Origin of the sequence: Kineococcus aurantiacus (assembly GCF_013409345.1) — a bacterium.
Classification (GTDB): Bacteria; Actinomycetota; Actinomycetes; order Actinomycetales; family Kineococcaceae; genus Kineococcus; species Kineococcus aurantiacus.
The window spans coordinates 1,073,282-1,090,150 of sequence record NZ_JACCBB010000001.1; the positions used below are offsets into that span (position 1 = coordinate 1,073,282).

Consider the following 16,869-nt stretch of genomic DNA (forward strand, 5'->3'; position numbering starts at 1 on the left):
GATGCCCACGGCCCCAGCCCCGCGCACCCTCGCCGAGGACCTGCGCGCCCGCCCGGACGAGGACCTGCAGGCCCTCTTCACGGCCCGCCCCGACCTCGCCGCGCCGCTGCCGACGTCCTCGACGGCCCTGGCCACCCGCGCGACGACCCGCGCCAGCACCCAGCGGGCCCTCGAACGCCTCGACACCCCCACCCTGCAGGTCGCCGAGGTGCTCGCGGTCCTGCCGGACCCCACGAGCGTGACGGCCGTCTCGAAGGCGTGGGGCGCCAAGGCCGGGGAGGTCGTGGCCGACCTGCGGCGGCGGGCCCTGGTGTGGGGCCCGGACCGGCGGCTGCACCTGGTGGCCGCCGTCCGCGACCTGCTGGGCCCGCACCCGGCGGGGCTGGGCCCGACGCTGGCCGACGCGCTGGGGCGCCGGTCCCCGCAGCGGCTGGCCGAGCTCCTGGAGGACCTCGGCCTGGAGGTCAGCCACGACCCGGAGGTCGCGCTGCGGCGGCTGACCGCGCACCTGGCCGCGCCGGGCACCGTGCGGGCGCTGCTGGACACGGCCCCCGAGGGGGTGTCGGCGGTCCTGGACAAGCTGACGTGGGGGCCGCCGACGGGTGCCGTCGAACGCGCCGACCGGCAGGTCCGGGCGGCCTCCAGCACCGGGCCCGTGGAGTGGCTGCTGTCCCGCGGGCTGCTGGCGGTGTCCGGCCCGGGCACCGTCGTGCTGCCCCGCGAGGTCGCGCTGGCGCTGCGCGGCGGGCGCGTCCACCGCACCCCCGAGCGGTCCGCCCCGGAGCTGACGGTGACCGCCCACCCGCACGACCGGGTGCTGGCGGCCTCCGCCGCGGCCGCCGCCGAGGCGTGCCGCCTCGTCGCCGACCTCGGCCGCTGGTGGGGTTCGGCCGGGCCGTCGGTGCTGCGCGCCGGTGGGCTGGGCGTGCGGGACCTGCGGCGCACGGCGACCGCGCTGGAGGTCGACGAGGCCACCGCCGCCCTCGTCGTGGAGACCGCGCGGGTGGCCGGGCTGGTCGCCGACGACGGCGAGGTGGAACCGCGCTGGCTGCCGACCCCCGCCTTCGACGGCTGGCTGGAGGAGGACGTCCCGGCGCAGTGGCTGACGCTGGCGACGGCCTGGCTGCCCTCGACGCGCGTCCCGGCGATGGTGGGGACCCGCGACGCGCGGGACTCGGCCCGCAACGCGCTGGGCCCGGACCTGGACCGGGCCTCGGCGCCCGCGGTGCGCCAGGCCGTCCTGGCCGAGCTGGCGGCCCTGCCCGCCGACGCCTCGGCCCCCGCCGACGAGCTCGCGGCCCGGCTGCGCTGGGCCGCCCCGCGCCGGGCGAGCAGGCTGCGCGACGACCTCGTCACCTGGACGCTGCGCGACGCCGGCTGGCTGGGGGTCCTGGGGGCCGGGGCCCTGGCCCCGGCGGGCCGGGCGCTCCTGGCTGGGGACGAGGACGCGGCCCTGCGGGCGCTGGCGTCCGCGCTGCCCGAACCGGTGCGCGAGGTGCTGCTGCAGGCCGACCTGACGGCGGTGGCGCCGGGGCCGCTGGAGCCCGCGGTGGCGCGCCGGCTGGAGACGCTGGCGCGGGTGGAGAGCCGCGGCGGGGCGACGGTCTACCGCTTCGACGCGGCCTCGGTGCGGCGCGGCCTGGACGAGGGGCAGACGGCCGACGAGGCGCTGGCCTTCCTGGCGCGGCTGTCCGCCACGGGTGTCCCGCAGCCGCTGGAGTACCTCCTGCGCGACGTCGCCCGGCGGCACGGGCGGGTGCGGGTGGGCCGGGCCGGCGCGTACGTGCGGGCCGAGGACCCCGCCCTGCTGGCCGAGCTCGTCGCCGACAAGCGGTGCGCCGGGCTGGGGCTGCGGGCGCTGGCGCCGACGGTGCTGGCGGCCGCGGCGGACCCGGACGAGGTGCTGGCGGTGCTGCGCGAGCTGGGGGTCGCGCCCGCGGCGGAGGGGCCGGCCGGTGAGCTGCTGGTCCGCCGTCCCCCGGCCGCGCGCTCGGGTCCCACGCCCCCGCCCGCGCCGGTCACGGGCGAGCCCCCCGCGCCGGGTCCCTCCCTGCTGGCGGCGGCCGTGCAGACCGTGCGCGGCGGGGACGAGGACATCGCCGAGCTCGAGCGCCGCCGCGACCGGCTCAAGGACGCCCCGGCGCTGCCGGCGATGGACCCGGCGACGTCGCTGTCGGTGCTGCGCGACGCCGTCAGCCGGCGGCAGCCGGTGTGGATCGGCTACGTCGACGCCACGGGCGCCGCGGGGCGGCACCTCGTCGAGCCGCTGGGCGTCGACGGCGGCCGGGTGACGGTGTTCGACCAGGCCGAGCGCACGGTCCGGTCCTTCTCCGTGCACCGCATCACCGGGGTGGTCCAGGGCGGCTGAGCGGCGGGAGGTGCCCGTCGCAGCCGTGGGCTAGCGTCGTCCCCCGACCAGCGACAGCCTTCCGATCGGAGCACGGACCACCATGAGCGAGCGCGAGCAGGGCGACGGACAGCGGTCCTGGTGGGAGAAGCCCGACTCCGAGCCGGCCGCGCAGGACCCGTACGCCCCCCGCGACGGCGGCGCCGAGGACGCGCACGACCCGTACCGCACGGGCGGCTCCACCCGGGCCCCCGGGCCGGGCCCGGAGGGGGCGTCCGGTCAGGAGCACCCGCCGGTGACACCGCCGACCGAGAGCCTGCCCCGGTACGGGGAGCCCTCGCCGTACGCGCAGCAGCAGTCCCCGTACGACCAGCAGTACGGGCAGCCCCAGTACGGGCAGCAGCAGTACGGCCAGCCCCAGTACGGGCAGTCGTACGGCCAGCCCCAGTACGGCCAGTCCCCGTACGGCCGGCAGCACCCCGCGCAGGGCGACCAGCCGAACCAGCAGTACCCCCGGTACGCCGACCAGTCCTTCGGCCAGGTGCCCGTGGCCGGCACGGCGCACGCGGTGCTGTGGACGGCCGTCGGCGGCCTGGTGCTGAACTTCTTCAGCGCGGGGACGCTGGGCTGGATCGCCTCGGTCGTGGCCCTGGCCCTGACCCCGGGGGCGCGCCGCGACGTCCTGGCCTCGAACGGGGCCAAGCGCGGCCTGGGGTACCTGCTGGCCGGCAAGATCTGCGCCTGGGTCAACATCGGCCTCAGCGTCCTGGCCGTCGCCGTCGTCGTCGGGCTCCTGGTGTGGGCCGCCTCCCAGGGCGGCACCGGCACCGGCTCCACGTTCGACACCTTCGACACGTCCGACGCGGTCGGCGTCGCGTTCGCGCGCTGACCGGAAGTTCCCCAGCCCCCACGGAGTTGACCCTCAGGTGACCGACGGCCCCCTCATCGTCCAGAGCGACAAGACGCTGCTGCTCGAGGTCGACCACCCGCGCGCCGCGGCGTGCCGGGCGGCGATCGCCCCCTTCGCCGAGCTCGAGCGCGCCCCCGAGCACGTGCACACCTACCGGCTGACGCCGCTGGGGCTGTGGAACGCGCGCGCGGCCGGGCACGACGCCGAGCAGGTCGTCGACACCCTGCTGGAGTTCTCCCGCTACTCCGTCCCGCACGCCCTGCTGGTCGACGTGGCCGAGACGATGGCCCGCTACGGCCGCCTGCAGCTGGTCAAGGACCCCGCGCACGGGCTGGTGCTGCACTCCCTGGACACCCCGGTGCTGGAGGAGGTCCTGCGCAGCAAGAAGGTCGCCCCGCTGCTGGGCGCGAAGGTCGCCCCCGACACGGTCGTGGTGCACCCCAGCGAGCGCGGCAACCTCAAGCAGGTCCTGCTGAAGCTGGGCTGGCCCGCGGAGGACCTCGCCGGGTACGTCGACGGCGAGGCCCACCCGATCGACCTGGCCCAGGACGGCTGGACGCTGCGGCCCTACCAGGAGCAGGCCGTCGAGGGGTTCTGGCACGGCGGGTCCGGGGTCGTCGTCCTGCCCTGCGGGGCGGGCAAGACGATCGTCGGTGCGGGGGCGATGGCGCGGGCCCGCGCGACGACCCTCATCCTCGTGACGAACACGGTCTCGGCCCGGCAGTGGCGCGACGAGCTGATCCGGCGCACGTCGCTGACCGAGGACGAGATCGGCGAGTACTCCGGGGCCCGCAAGGAGATCCGCCCCGTGACGATCGCGACGTACCAGGTCGTGACGACGAAGCGGAAGGGCGTCTACCCGCACCTGGAGCTGTTCGACGCCCGCGACTGGGGGCTCATCGTCTACGACGAGGTCCACCTGCTGCCCGCGCCGATCTTCCGCATGACCGCGGACCTGCAGGCCCGCCGACGCCTCGGGCTGACGGCGACGCTCGTGCGCGAGGACGGCCGCGAGGGCGACGTGTTCTCCCTCATCGGCCCCAAGCGGTACGACGCGCCGTGGAAGGACATCGAGGCGCAGGGCTACATCGCCCCGGCCGACTGCGTCGAGGTGCGCGTGACGCTGCCGGACTCCGAGCGCCTGGCGTACGCCACGGCCGAGGACGACGAGAAGTACCGGCTGTGCTCGACGTCGGACGCGAAGTCCCGCGTGGTGGAGAAGCTCGTCGCCCAGCACCGGGGCCAGCCGACGCTCGTCATCGGCCAGTACATCGATCAGCTCGACGACCTCGGGGACCGGCTGGACGCCCCCGTCATCAAGGGCGACACGAGCGTCAAGGAGCGGCAGCGGCTGTTCGACGCGTTCCGGCACGGGGAGATCACGACGCTCGTGGTGAGCAAGGTCGCGAACTTCTCGATCGACCTGCCGGAGGCGAAGGTCGCCATCCAGGTGTCGGGCTCGTTCGGGTCGCGGCAGGAGGAGGCCCAGCGCCTGGGCCGGGTCCTGCGCCCCAAGGGCGACCACGGCGCGGCGCGCTTCTACACGGTCGTCTCCCGCGACACCAAGGACCAGGACTTCGCCGCGCACCGGCAGCGGTTCCTGGCCGAGCAGGGGTACGCCTACCGGATCGTGGACGCCGACGACATCGACGGCGGGGTCCCGGACGCCGACGGCGTGCTCCCCTGACGGACGCTGCCCCGACGACCTGCCCGCGGGCCGGGGCCCGGCCCGCGGGCAGGGGGCGCGTCAGCCGACGTCGATGAGGACCTTGCCGACGACGCCGTCCTCGACGGCGTCGTGGGCGGCGGCGGTGTCCGCCAGGGCGAAGCGGGTCAGCGGCAGGCCGTGCTCCTCGCCGACGCCGAACGCCCCGTCGCGCAGGGCGGCGGTGACGTCCTGCGCCGCCGCGGCCAGGGCCTGCGCGCCCATCGTGTACATGAGGATGAACTGCCACCGGGCGTTGGTCACCATGTTGGGGCGCACGTCGAGCCGCACCTCGTCGCCGCCGTTGTTGGCGTAGACGGCGATGGAGGCGCGGGGCCGCACGACCTGCAGGTCGAGCGCGGCGTTCTGCGCCGGGGCCACCTCGACGACGAGGTCGACGCCGTCGGGGGCGACCTCGCGGACCGCGGCGGCCGGGTCGCCCTCGCGGTAGTTCACGACGTGGTGGGCGCCGGCGGCGCGCGCCAGGTCGGCCTTCGTGGGGCTGCTGACGGTGGTGACGACGGTCGCGCCGGCCCAGCGGGCGAGCTGGATCGCGGCGTTGCCCACCGCGCCGGCTCCCCCGGCGACGAGGACGGTGCGGCCGGCGAGCGCGCCGGGCGCGAGCCGGCTCGGGCCGTCCTCGGCGACGGTCAGGGCGCGGTGGGCGGTGACGGCGGGCACGCCGAGGGAGGCGCCGACGTCGAAGGAGACCCCGTCGGGCAGGCGGGTGACGCGGTCGGCGGGCAGGACGGTGTGCTCCTGGGCGGTGCCGGTGGGCCGGCCCTGCGCGGCCATGCACGTCCACACCCGGTCGCCCACGGCGAGGTCCTCGACGCCGGGGCCGACGGCGTCGACGACACCCGCACCGTCCTGGTTGGGGGTGGCCTCGGGGAACGCGAGGCTGCTGGTGGCCCCGGAGCGGGACTTCCAGTCGGTGGGGTTGACGCCGGAGACGACGACGCGCAGCCGCACCTCCCCGGGGCCGGGTTCGGGCAGCGGGCGGTCGACCAGGCGCAGGACGGAGCTGGGGCCGGTCTGGGAGTAGACGATCGTCTTCACGACTGCTCGCCAACCCCGGCCGGTCGCGCCCGATTCCGGTTCACCTCCCGGACACAGTGACGTCACACACCGCACCTAGCGTGCGACCGTCCGTCGTCACTCCCGGAAGGACCCGCATGTTCCTCGTCCCCGGCCGCCTGGGTGCCTGCACCCGGCGCGCCGCCGTCGGTGCCGCCGCCGTCTCGCTGACGGCCCTGGGCCTGCCCGTCGTCGCTGCGCTCCCGGCCTCGGCGGCCACCCTGGCCACCCCCTTCGTCTCAGAGCTCCACTACGACAACGACGGCACCGACAGCGGGGAGTTCGTCGAGGTGCAGCTGCCCGCGGGCACCAGCTCGGCGGGGCTGTCGGTCGTGCTCTACAACGGCGGCAACGGCGCGGTGTACGACACCGACGCCCTGCCCGCGGTGACGGCCCCGGCCGGCGCCCCCGCCGTGGCGGTGGTCCAGTACCCCGCCAACGGCGTGCAGAACGGTTCCCCCGACGGCGTCGCCCTCGTGGGCGCCGACGGCGCGGTGCTGGAGTTCCTCAGCTACGAGGGCCCCCTGACCGCCGTCGGCGGTCCCGCCGCCGGGCTGACCAGCACCGACGTCGGCGTCGCCGAGAGCGCCACCACCCCGGTCGGGCAGTCCCTGCAGCGCACCGTCGACGCCTCCGGAGCCCTGGTGTGGTCGGGCCCGGCCACCGCCAGCCCGGGGGCGCTCAACACCGCCGCCGCCGGCGACGGCCAGGAGCCGTCGGGTTCCTGCGACAGCGCCCCCACCCACGAGGTCGGCCAGGTCCAGGGCAGCGGCGCGACGACGCCGCTGGCCGGGCAGCGGGTCACCGTGCGCGGGACCGTCGTGGGCGCCACCCCGGGCCTGTCGGGCTTCTACCTCCAGGACCCCGACGGCGACGGCGACGCCACCACCTCCGACGGCGTCTTCGTCCACAGCGACGTCGCCGTCGGTCTGGGCGACACGGTGAGCGTCACCGGGACCGCGCAGGAGTACTACGACCAGACCCAGGTCGACGCCGGTGCCGCCGTGGCGGTCTGCGCGGACGGGACGGCGGCCGACCTGCCCGCCCCGGCCGTCCTCGACCTGCCCGCCGGGGACGCCGCGCGCGAGGTGCTGGAGGGGGTGCTCGTGGTCCCCGCCGACGAGCTGACCGTCAGCGAGGTGTACGCCCTGACCTCCTACGGGGAGCTGACGCTGTCGCAGGGTGGGCTCCTGGTCCAGCCCACCGAGCTGGCCCGGCCGGGCAGCCCGGAGGCGGTCGCGCTCGCCGCGGCCGACGCCGAGCGCCGGGTCCTGCTCGACGACGCGGTCAGCGCCCGCACCAGCGCCACCGCCCGCCCGTACCTGTCGCCGGACTCCCCCGTGCGCGTGGGCGACGTGGCGCAGCTGCGCGAACCGGTCGTGCTCGGGTACGGCTTCGACGAGTGGCGCCTCGTCCCGGCCGAGGGCACCGCCGACGGCCTGCTCGCGCCGCAGGACACCCGTCCCGAGGCGCCCGCCGCGGTCGGCGGGGACCTGCAGGTCGGGGCGTTCAACGTCTTGAACTACTTCCTCACCTTCGGCGGCGCCGGGCGCGGGGCCGCGAACCAGGCCGAGCTGGACGAGCAGGCCGGCAAGATCGTCCCGGCGGTCCGCGGGCTGGGCGCCGACGTCGTGACCCTCCTGGAGATCGAGGACACCGACTCCACGGGCCTGACCCCGGGGAACGCGGACACGGCGCTGGCCGACCTCGTCCGGCGGCTCAACGCGGCCGAGGGCTCGGACGTGTGGGCGTACGTGCCGCTGCCGGCCGAGCTGTACGCCGTGGACCGCGACGTCATCCGCAACGGGATCGTCTACCGCACCGACGCCGTCGAACCGGTCGGGGCCCCGGTGGGCCTGGTCGACGAGACCGTCTGGTCCAACGCCCGCGAGCCGATCGCCCAGACGTTCCGCGCCACCGCCGAGGGTGACGTGCTCACCGTGGTGGCGAACCACTTCAAGTCCAAGAGCCCCGGGGCGCCGACGGGCGACAACGTCGACGCCGGCGACGGGCAGGGCCAGTGGAACGGCGACCGCACCCGGCAGGCGGCGTCGCTGGCCGCGTTCGTCGAGCGGCTGCGGCAGAGCAGCGGTGACCCCGACGTGGTGGCCCTGGGCGACTTCAACGCCTACTCGCAGGAGGACCCGGTCGTGGCGCTGCACGACGCGGGGCTGACCGACCTCGGGGCGCAGTTCGACCCGGGCCGCTACAGCTACGTCTTCGACGGGCTGTCCGGTTCCCTCGACCACGCCTTCGGCACCGCCGAGCTCACCGCGAAGGTGACGGGCGTGACGCACTGGAACATCAACGCGGTGGAGTCGTTCGCCTACCAGTACGCCGGTGACCCGGCGCTGTACGCGGCCGACCCGTACCGCTCCAGCGACCACGACCCGCTGGTGCTCGGCCTGGAGCTGCAGCCGCCGGCCCCGCCGACCTGCCAGGGCCTGACGCCCACGCTCGTCGGCACCCCCGGGGACGACGTCCTGCGCGGCACGAGCGGCCGGGACGTCGTCGTCGGCCTCGGTGGCGACGACGTCATCACCGGCGGCAACGGCGACGACGTGCTCTGCGGCGGGGACGGGGACGACCGCGTCTCCGGCGGCAGCGGCGACGACGTCCTGCTCGGCGGCGCCGGGGACGACGTCCTGAACGGCGACAACGGCTCCGACCGCCTGCTCGGCGGAGCGGGGGACGACGTGCTGGTGCAGGGTCGCGGCACGGGCGTGGAGGACCCCGGCGGTCCCGCCGCCTGACCCGCCGGGGTTCCGGGGTCAGACGCCGTCGAGGCCGCGCCGCCGCAGCAGCGGCTCCAGGCGCGCGTCGCGGCCCCGGAACTCCCGGTAGGCGGCCAGCGGGTCCACCGACCCCCCGCGCGCCAGGACGGTCCGGCGGAAGTGCTCGCCGTTCTCCCGGCGCAGTCCGCCGTTCTCGGCGAACCACTCGACGGTGTCGGCGTCGAGGACCTCGCTCCACACGTAGGAGTAGTAGGCCGCCGCGTACCCGCCGCCGAAGACGTGGTGGAAGTAGGTGCTGCGGTAGCGGGGCGGGACGGTCTCCAGCCCGACCCCGGCCTCGGCGAGCGCGGCGGCCTCGAAGCGGCCGACGTCGTCGGGTTCGGCGCCGTCGAGGGCGCCGGGGCCGACGCGGTGCCAGGCCTGGTCGAGCAGGGCCGCGGCCAGGTACTCGGTGGTGGAGAACCCCTGGCCGTACCCGCGGGCCGCGCGCAGCTTGGCGACCTCCTGCTCCGGCAGCGGTTCCCCGGTCTCCACGTGGCGGGCGTACCCGGCGAGCACCTCCGGCTCGAAACCCCAGAACTCGTTGACCTGGGAGGGGAACTCGACGAAGTCGCGCGGGACGCTCGTGCCGGAGAACCGGGGGAAGTGCACGTCGGACAGCAGCCCGTGCAGGGTGTGGCCGAACTCGTGGAAGAGGGTCTCGACCTCGTCGACCGTGAGCAGGGCCGGGTCGCCGGGGGCGGGCCGGGGCACGTTGAGGCAGTTGACGACGACGGGCCGGGTGCCCAGCAGCCGGGACTGCTCGACGAACGAGCTCATCCACGCCCCGCCGCGCTTGGAGGGGCGGGCGTAGGGGTCGAACAGGTACAGGCCCAGCGGCCCGGACTCGTCGGCGACCTCGAAGGCGCGCACGTCGGCGGAGAACACGGGCACGTCGGGGCGTTCGGTGAACGTCAGCCCGTACAGGGCGGTGGCGGTGGCGAAGACGCCGTCGACGAGGACCCGTTCGAGCTCGAACCAGGGTTTGAGGGCGTCGGTGTCGACGGCGAACCGCTCGCGGCGCAACCGGCCGGCGTAGTACGCCCAGTCCCACGGTTCCAGCGGCCCGTCGAAGCCGTCGGCGTGCAGCAGCTCGGTGAGCTCGGCCTCCTCCCGGCGGGCGTTGGCGACGGCGGCGGGCGCCAGGCGGCGCAGCATCCCGGCGGCGGCCTCGACGTCGCCGGCGGTCTCGTCGGCCACGACCCAGGAGGCGTGGTCGGGGTGGCCGAGCAGCGCGGCGCGCTCGGCGCGCAGACCCGCGATCCGCTGGAGGGTCGCGCGGGTGTCGTGCGGGCCGCCGCGCCCGCCGCGCAGCACCGACGCCTCGTGCACGCGGCGGCGGCTGTCCCTGCGCCGCAACGACTCCAGGACGGGCTGACCGGTGGGCAGGACGAGCGGGACCACGTACCCCTCGCCGTCGCCGTCGGCCAGCCGCGCCAGCTCCGCGGGCGACAGGCCCTCCAGCTCGGCGGCGTCGGTGAACCGGACGGCGAGGTCGTTGGTGTCGGCGAGCAGCTCGACGTCGAAGGCCGTGGTCAGCCGGGACAGCTCCTCGTTGAGGTCGCGCAGCCGGGACTGCCCGGCCTCGTCGAGCAGCGCCCCGGAGCGGGCGGCGTCGCGGTGCAGCCGCTCCAGCAGCCGCAGCTGCTCGGGGTCCAGGTCCGCGGGCGGGTCCTCGTGCAGCGCCCGGACCCGCTCGACGAGCCGGGGGTCCAGGCGCACGGCGTCGTGGTGGGCCGACAACCGCGGGGAGTACTCGGCCTGGACGGCGCGCAGCGCGTCGTCGGCGTCGGTGCCGACGAGGTTGAAGAACACCGCCTCGGCGCGGCCCAGCAGCTGCCCGGCCGACTCCAGGGCGTCGAGGAACCGCGCGGCGGGCAGGTCGCGCTCCAGCAGCGCGTCGAGCTCGGCGCGGTGCTCGGCCATGCCCGCCTCGAAGGTCGGCGCGTAGTGCTCGACGCGCACGCGGTCGAAGGGCGGCACCGCGAACGGCAGCTCGCTGGGGGCGGCGAAGGGGTTCGCGGGGTCCAGAGCCATGCGCCCGATCCTGCCCCACGGGCCCGCCTCAGCGCAGGGGCAGCACCAGCGCCTCCAGGAGCCGGGTCACCTCGGCGGCGGGGTCGGCCGTCAGCCCGCAGTGCACGGGCGAGGTCTGCAGCACGGTCGAGCGCGGGGCGACGAGCCAGCGGAACCGGGCCCCCTTGGCCTCGCTCGTCGCGGCGCCCGCGGCGGGGTCCCCCGCGCAGACGGCCTCCAGGGCCCGCAGGTGCCGGGTCAGGGCCTCGACGTCCAGGTCGGCGCCCAGGGCGCGCAGCCGGGCGGTGTCCAGCGCGGTGCGGGCCTGCAGGTGCTCGCGGGCGCGGCACCACAGGACGACCCCGGCGTTGAGGAACTCGGCGCGGTCAACCCGCGGGACGACCCGCACGACGGCGTACTCGAAGACGTCCAGCTCAGCCACGGGTGGCCTCCGCCTGGGTGCGGGCCAGGTCGGCGACCCAGCCGGTCGCGGCCAGCCGGGCGGTGAACCAGTCTAGGTAGGCGCCCCGCAGGGCCCCGGCGTCCTCGAAGCCCGGTTCGTCCTCGACCCACTCGGCCGGCACCGCCTCGACGGCGGCGCGCAGCACCTGCGGGGTCAGGACGGCCGCGCAGCGGTCGGCGACGGTGTCCAGCGGTGCGGCCGCGCGCAGCAGCAGGTGGTCCTCGGCGTGCCGCAGCGGCCGGTCGACGCTGGCGGCCGCCCGCGGCCAGTCGTGGTGGAAGTACAGGGCCGCCCCGTGGTCGATGAGCCAGGGCCGCCCGCCCCACCACAGCGAGTTCGGGTTGCGCCAGGACCGGTCGACGTTGAGGACGAAGGCGTCGAACCACAGCACGGCCGCCGCCCACGCGGGGTCGACGGGGTCGACGGCCGGGTCGAACGACAGCGCCCCGGGCAGGAAGTCCATCCCCAGGTTGGCCCCCGGGGAGCGCAGCAGCAGGTCCTGGACCTCCTCGTCGGGTTCGCCGCGGCCGATGACGGGGTCGACGTCGGCGACGACGAGCTCGGGCACCGCCAGGCCCAGGGCGCCGGCGAGCGCGGCGGCGAGCACTTCGGCGACCAGGACCCGGCGGCCCTGCCCGGCGCCGTGGAACTTCACGACGTACGTGCCGAGGTCGTCGGCCTCGCACAGGCCCGGCATGCTGCCGCCCTCGCGCAGCGGCAGGACGTAGCGGGTGGCGGTGACCCGGCGCAGGGCGGCGGGCGGCTCGGGGGACGCGGGCAGCACCCCCCGATCCTCACACGGTCGATCTTCGCAGTTCCCACGCACCGTTCCGGGCGGGTCCCCAGCGTGCTCCCAGGCGCCGGGCGCAGACTGGCCGGCGTGAGATCTGCGAGTTCCGCACCGGAAGCGCGCCTGCTCGTCGTCGACGACGAGCCGAGCATCCGCGAGCTGCTGGCGACGAGCCTGCGCTTCGCCGGCTTCGAGGTCGCCTCGGCCGCCGACGGGGCCGAGGCGCTCAAGCTCGCCGAGGACTTCCGCCCCGACCTGGTCGTCCTGGACGTCATGCTGCCCGACCTCGACGGCTTCACCGTGACGCGCAAGCTGCGCGAGCGCGGCCGTCCCGTCCCGGTGCTGTTCCTCACCGCGCGCGACGACACGGCCGACAAGGTCGCCGGGCTGACCGTCGGCGGTGACGACTACGTCACCAAGCCGTTCAGCCTGGAGGAGGTCGTGGCCCGCATCCGCGCGGTGCTGCGCCGCACCGGCGCGGCCGACGGTCCCGACACCGGCCGCCTGGTGTTCCACGACCTGGAGCTGGAGGAGGACTCGCACGAGGTGCGGCGCGCCGGCCGGGAGGTCGAGCTGTCCCCCACCGAGTTCAAGCTGCTGCGCTACCTCATGCTGAACCCGAACCGGGTGCTGTCGAAGGCGCAGATCCTGGACCACGTCTGGGACTACGACTTCAACGGCGAGGCGGGGATCGTGGAGTCCTACATCTCCTACCTGCGCCGCAAGCTGGACACCGAGGGCCTGGAACCGCTGATCCACACCAAGCGCGGTGTGGGGTACGTGCTGCGCGTGCCGCAGACGGTGGGATGAGCCGGGTCGCCGACCGGCTGCGGGCGGCGCGGGCGCGGGCGCTGGCCGCCGAGGCGCGGCTGCCGCTGCGGGTGCGGCTGCTGGTGATCGTCGTGGTGCTGCTGGTGCTGGCGATGAGCGTCACGAGCGTGGTGTCGCTGCAGCTGCTGCAGCGCAACCTGCGCGACCAGGTCGACGAGGAGCTGCTGTCCAAGGGGCAGGCCGCGGTGGAGACGTCCTTCGCGAACCTCAACCAGACGCAGTCGCGGGCGCTGTGGCTGTCCGACTACTACGTCCAGGTGGCCGACGCCGAGGGCGCGAACCCGATCGAGGCGTGCGAGCGGACCGGGTCGCAGGACTGCACGAGCCGCCCGGACCTGCCCCTGCTGACCTCGGCCTACGCGTCGGCGCGCGCGGGCAGGCCCTTCACCGTCGCCGACGACGAGGGCGGGGACCCGTGGCGCGTCCTGCTCTTCCAGGGCCGGATCGGGGGCTCCTCGACGGTGCTGAACTTCGCGGTGGCCCTGCCGCTGTCGGGGGCGACGCGCACGATCTCCGACTTCCGCTCGATCGCGCTCCTGGTCGCCGCCGGCGCCATCCTGCTGGGCGGGTTCTTCGCCGCCCTGGCGATCCGCCGCAGCTTCCGCCCGCTGGACGACATCGAGCAGACGGCGTCGGCCATCGCGGCCGGCGACCTGTCGCGCCGCGTCCCGGGCGCCCCGGCCGGCACGGAGATCGGGCGGCTGTCGACGGCGCTGAACGCGATGCTGACCCAGATCGAGTCCTCGTTCCGGGCCCAGCAGCGCTCGGAGGAGCAGATGCGCCGGTTCGTCGCCGACGCCAGCCACGAGCTGCGCACCCCGCTGGCCGCGATCCGCGGGTTCGCCGAGCTGTACCGGCAGGGCGCGGTGCGCGAACCGGCCGACGTCGCGCACGTCATGGGGCGCATCGAGGGCGAGTCGACGCGGCTGGGCCGGCTGGTGGAGGACCTGCTGGCGCTGGCCCGGCTCGACGAGGCCCAGCGGGCCCGGACGGCCGCGCGCGAGCCGGTGGACCTGGCGGTGGTGGCCTCCGACGCCGTCCACGACGCCCGGGCCCTGGCCCCGGACCGCGCGGTGCGGCTGACCGGCCTGCACGAGGGGGTGGGCCCGAACTCCGCGGTGGTGCTGGCCGACGACGCCGGGGTGCGGCAGGTGCTGACGAACCTGCTGGCCAACGCCGTGCACCACACCCCGGCGGGGACGCCGATCGAGGTGGCCGTGGGACCGGTGCAGGGGCCCTCGGGGCCGGAGTCGGTGGTGGAGGTCCGCGACCACGGGCCCGGCCTGACCCCGGACCAGGCCGAGAAGGTCTTCGAGCGCTTCTACCGCGTCGACTCCTCCCGCCGCCGCGGGACCGGCGGCGGTTCCGGGCTGGGGCTGGCGATCGTGGCCACCATCGTCGACCTGCACGGCGGGACGGTCTCGGTGCTGCCGACCGAGGGGGGCGGGGCGACGTTCCGGGTGCGGTTCCGCGCCGGGGAGCAGCCCGTGGCGGTGGCCGACGACCCGGACGACGACCCTGACGACACCCTGGACGGCACCCCGGACGAGGACCGGACCGGGAGCGCGGGGTTTCACAGCTAGGTTCCAGCCGGCTCCAGGTCCACCTGCAGCGTGGTGTCCGTCAATGGGGGTACGGCAAGACCGCCCCAGACCGACCCGCAGAGGTGAGCAAGGATGAACCGCCCCGACGAGCGCCACACCCCCGACGGCAGCCGCCCCTCGTCCGGGCTGGTCACCACCGCCCGCGACCACCGCGGCGACGGCCACGACGACACCGGCGCCACCGCGCCGCAGCAGCCGTGGGACTGGAACCAGGGCCCCTACGGCCGGCCCGCCGACCAGTCGCAGGGGCAGTACGCCCAGCACGACCCGTGGACCACGCCCGGTGGCCCCACCCCGCCGCACGGCGGCGGCGGTGAGGGCGGCGGCGGGGGCGGCGGCGGCCGTCGCGGGCCGCGCCGCTCCCCCGGCTGGCTGGGGGTCGCCGGCGTCGCGGTGGTCTGCACCGTCGCCGCGAGCCTGCTGACCGCGGGCCTGACGGGCGCGTTCGGGCAGGAGACCGGCACGGGGTCGGCCACCACGACGAGCAGCTCCAGCAGCAGCCAGGTCCAGGGCGTCAGCGAGACGACCGTGAACTGGCAGGCCGTCGTGAGCGCGGTCGCGCCGAGCGTGGTCTCGGTGACCGTGACGGGGCAGTCCGGGGAGGCCGAGGGGTCCGGCATCGTCTACGACACCTCCGGTCGCGTCGTGACGAACAACCACGTCGTCTCGGGCCTGGGCTCCGGCGCGACGATCAAGGTGACGCTGTCCGACGGCCGCGAGTACGCCGCGACCGTCAGGGGGACCGACGCCGCGACCGACCTGGCCGTCATCCAGATCACCGACCCGCCGAGCGACCTGAAGGCGGCCACGTTCGCCGACTCCGACGACGTGGTGGCGGGGCAGGCCGTCATGGCCCTGGGCAACCCGCTGGGGCTGTCCGGCAGCGCCACGACGGGCATCGTCTCGGCCCTGGACCGGCCGGTGCTGACGACGGCGGAGGACGAGTCGCAGTCGCAGGACCCCTTCGGCCAGTTCGGCGGTCAGCAGCAGCAGCAGACGACGGGTGAGACCGCGGCGACGAACGCGATCCAGACCGACGCGGCCATCAACCCGGGCAACTCCGGCGGCGCGCTGCTGGACTCCTCGGGGAAGGTCATCGGGGTGAACTCCTCGATCGCCTCGCTGAGCTCGTCGTCCTCCTCGAGCCAGTCCGGCAGCATCGGGCTGGGCTTCGCGATCCCCTCCAACGAGGTGAAGATGATCGCCGACCAGCTCATCGCCTCCGGCAAGGCGCAGCACGCGTGGCTGGGGGTCAGCATGTCCGAGGCGTCGGCGACCGCCACGGTCGGGGACGTGACCCGCGAGGGCGCGCAGGTCGCCGCGGTGACCGACGGCTCGCCCGCCGCGGAGGCCGGGGTCGAGGCCGGGGACGTCATCACGGCCGTCGACGGCGTGAACATCGACGGCTACGAGTCGCTGACCGCCACGATCCGCGGCAAGGCCGTGGGCAGCACGGTCGAGCTGACGGTCGTGCGCGACGGCGCGCAGCAGACGCTGAAGGCGACGCTCACCGCCCGCTCGGAGGGCTGACCCGCCCCCCGCCCCTCAGCCCCGCTCCCGCTCCCCAGTCCCGCTCCCCAGTCCCGCCCAACGCACGCGAAGAGCCCTCGCCGGCCGCCCGGCGGGGGCTCTTCGCACGGTTCGGGCCCTCCCGGACGGCCGGCGAGGGCCCGAACCGTGCGAAGAGCGGGAACTCAGGGGGACGGGGAGGACGGGGGGATGAGCGGGGCGGGTCAACCGGGGTGCAGCAGGGGGGTCCACCAGCGGTCCGGGAGGCGGCCGGGGAACCGGTCGGCGAGGAGCACGACGCCGTCGTGGTGCAGGGTCAGGCCCGCCGGGGTGCGGGTCCAGCGCCGCCGGAACCCCGCGACGACACCGGGCTGGACACCGGGGACGGCACCGGGGTGCGCCACCCGGGGCAGGTCGCCGTCGTCGGTGAGGTCGAGGCGACCCCCGACGAGGCGGGCGACGCGGTGCTCGCCGTGGGGGGCGGGGACGCCCGCGGAGCGGACGACGTCGACGCGGTGACCGTCGACGACGGCGGTGGACAGCACCTTCTCGCCCCGCCGCTTGGGCGTGCGGAGCCCCGCCGCGCGGACGCGGGCGAGCAGTTCGCGGGTGGTGACGAGCTCGGCGCCGAGGGCGACGGCCTCGGGGATGCGCTCGACGGGCACGTCGTAGTGGTCGCCCTCGAAGGCGCGGCGCGGGACGCCGAGCAGGTCGGCGAAGGCGTGCAGCTCGGCGCTGGAGGTGTCGCTGGCCAGGTGCGCCCACCACCGTCCGTGCGCGGGGATGCGCGCGGTGTCCACCAGGACGGTCACGCCGCCGCCGTCCCCGCGTGCACAGGGCGGC

12 protein-coding genes are annotated in these 16,869 nt (G+C 76.0%); 7 read left to right on the plus strand and 5 right to left on the minus strand.

Annotated features, from left to right (window positions below; genetic code table 11):
• Position 1: 1 nt before the first annotated feature.
• From BJ968_RS25460 to BJ968_RS26350, 3 genes are all read left to right on the plus strand, one after another.
• The gene (locus BJ968_RS25460; protein WP_179749790.1) at positions 2–2,368 is read left to right on the plus strand and encodes a helicase-associated domain-containing protein; all 2,367 of its coding nucleotides are present in this window, start codon (positions 2–4) and stop codon (positions 2,366–2,368) included.
• 82 nt (positions 2,369–2,450) lie between these two features.
• Entirely contained in the window at positions 2,451–3,236 is a 786-nt protein-coding gene (locus tag BJ968_RS05095) for a hypothetical protein (protein ID WP_179748099.1), read from the plus strand.
• A 37-nt stretch (positions 3,237–3,273) separates the two neighbouring features.
• Positions 3,274–4,944 carry a DNA repair helicase XPB gene (locus tag BJ968_RS26350; RefSeq protein ID WP_179749792.1) on the plus strand — a complete coding sequence of 557 codons (1,671 nt, stop codon included), beginning with the start codon at positions 3,274–3,276 and terminating at the stop codon, positions 4,942–4,944.
• Between the two features lie 60 nt (positions 4,945–5,004).
• Here the strand turns inward: BJ968_RS26350 and BJ968_RS05105 are convergent, their stop codons facing one another.
• On the minus strand, positions 5,005–6,021 hold the full coding sequence (locus BJ968_RS05105) for a zinc-binding dehydrogenase (protein ID WP_179749794.1): 1,017 nt from the start codon (positions 6,019–6,021) through the stop codon (positions 5,005–5,007).
• A gap of 116 nt (positions 6,022–6,137) precedes the next feature.
• Here BJ968_RS05105 and BJ968_RS05110 point away from each other — a divergent pair, with 116 nt between their 5' ends.
• Complete coding sequence (locus tag BJ968_RS05110; RefSeq protein WP_179749796.1) at positions 6,138–8,792, plus strand: ExeM/NucH family extracellular endonuclease; 2,655 nt, start codon at positions 6,138–6,140, stop codon at positions 8,790–8,792.
• Positions 8,793–8,810: 18 nt separating this feature from the next.
• On the opposite strand, the gene BJ968_RS05115 is transcribed toward BJ968_RS05110, so the two are convergent.
• Genes BJ968_RS05115 through BJ968_RS05125 form a run of 3 tightly spaced genes read right to left on the minus strand, consistent with a single transcriptional unit; the run spans position 8,811 to position 11,989 of the window.
• On the minus strand, positions 8,811–10,850 hold the full coding sequence (locus BJ968_RS05115) for a M3 family metallopeptidase (RefSeq protein WP_179749798.1): 2,040 nt from the start codon (positions 10,848–10,850) through the stop codon (positions 8,811–8,813).
• A gap of 28 nt (positions 10,851–10,878) precedes the next feature.
• A complete protein-coding gene (locus BJ968_RS05120; RefSeq protein WP_179749800.1) occupies positions 10,879–11,271 on the minus strand; it encodes a DUF3037 domain-containing protein in 393 nt (130 codons plus the stop codon).
• Positions 11,264–11,989: a HipA family kinase gene (locus tag BJ968_RS05125; protein WP_218885510.1), complete on the minus strand. Its 726-nt coding sequence runs from the start codon at positions 11,987–11,989 to the stop codon at positions 11,264–11,266. The genes BJ968_RS05120 and BJ968_RS05125 overlap by 8 nt, the downstream gene beginning before the upstream one ends.
• Positions 11,990–12,172: 183 nt before the next feature.
• On the opposite strand from BJ968_RS05125, the gene BJ968_RS05130 reads away from it, so the two are divergent.
• The 3 genes from BJ968_RS05130 (at position 12,173) to BJ968_RS05140 (ending at position 16,047) form a co-directional block, all read left to right on the plus strand.
• A complete protein-coding gene (locus tag BJ968_RS05130; RefSeq protein WP_179749801.1) occupies positions 12,173–12,892 on the plus strand; it encodes a response regulator in 720 nt (239 codons plus the stop codon).
• Positions 12,889–14,496: a sensor histidine kinase gene (locus BJ968_RS05135; RefSeq protein ID WP_179749803.1), complete on the plus strand. Its 1,608-nt coding sequence runs from the start codon at positions 12,889–12,891 to the stop codon at positions 14,494–14,496. The genes BJ968_RS05130 and BJ968_RS05135 overlap by 4 nt, the downstream gene beginning before the upstream one ends.
• Positions 14,497–14,589: 93 nt before the next feature.
• Positions 14,590–16,047 carry a S1C family serine protease gene (locus BJ968_RS05140; protein ID WP_218884822.1) on the plus strand — a complete coding sequence of 486 codons (1,458 nt, stop codon included), beginning with the start codon at positions 14,590–14,592 and terminating at the stop codon, positions 16,045–16,047.
• A 203-nt stretch (positions 16,048–16,250) separates the two neighbouring features.
• Here the strand turns inward: BJ968_RS05140 and BJ968_RS05145 are convergent, their stop codons facing one another.
• Complete coding sequence (locus tag BJ968_RS05145; RefSeq protein ID WP_179749806.1) at positions 16,251–16,838, minus strand: DUF4031 domain-containing protein; 588 nt, start codon at positions 16,836–16,838, stop codon at positions 16,251–16,253.
• Between the last annotated feature and the right edge of the window lie 31 nt (positions 16,839–16,869).

What these genes read in the sequence shown, in the direction of transcription:
- BJ968_RS25460 (WP_179749790.1), top strand. Translation starts at nt 2, where the DNA reads ATGCCCACGGCCCCAGCCCCGCGCACCCTCGCCGAGGACCTGCGCGCC.
- BJ968_RS05095 (WP_179748099.1), top strand. Translation starts at nt 2,451, where the DNA reads ATGAGCGAGCGCGAGCAGGGCGACGGACAGCGGTCCTGGTGGGAGAAG.
- BJ968_RS05110 (WP_179749796.1), top strand. Translation starts at nt 6,138, where the DNA reads ATGTTCCTCGTCCCCGGCCGCCTGGGTGCCTGCACCCGGCGCGCCGCC.
- BJ968_RS05115 (WP_179749798.1), bottom strand. Translation starts at nt 10,850, where the DNA reads ATGGCTCTGGACCCCGCGAACCCCTTCGCCGCCCCCAGCGAGCTGCCG.
- BJ968_RS05125 (WP_218885510.1), bottom strand. Translation starts at nt 11,989, where the DNA reads ATGCCGGGCCTGTGCGAGGCCGACGACCTCGGCACGTACGTCGTGAAG.
- BJ968_RS05135 (WP_179749803.1), top strand. Translation starts at nt 12,889, where the DNA reads ATGAGCCGGGTCGCCGACCGGCTGCGGGCGGCGCGGGCGCGGGCGCTG.
- BJ968_RS05140 (WP_218884822.1), top strand. Translation starts at nt 14,590, where the DNA reads ATGAACCGCCCCGACGAGCGCCACACCCCCGACGGCAGCCGCCCCTCG.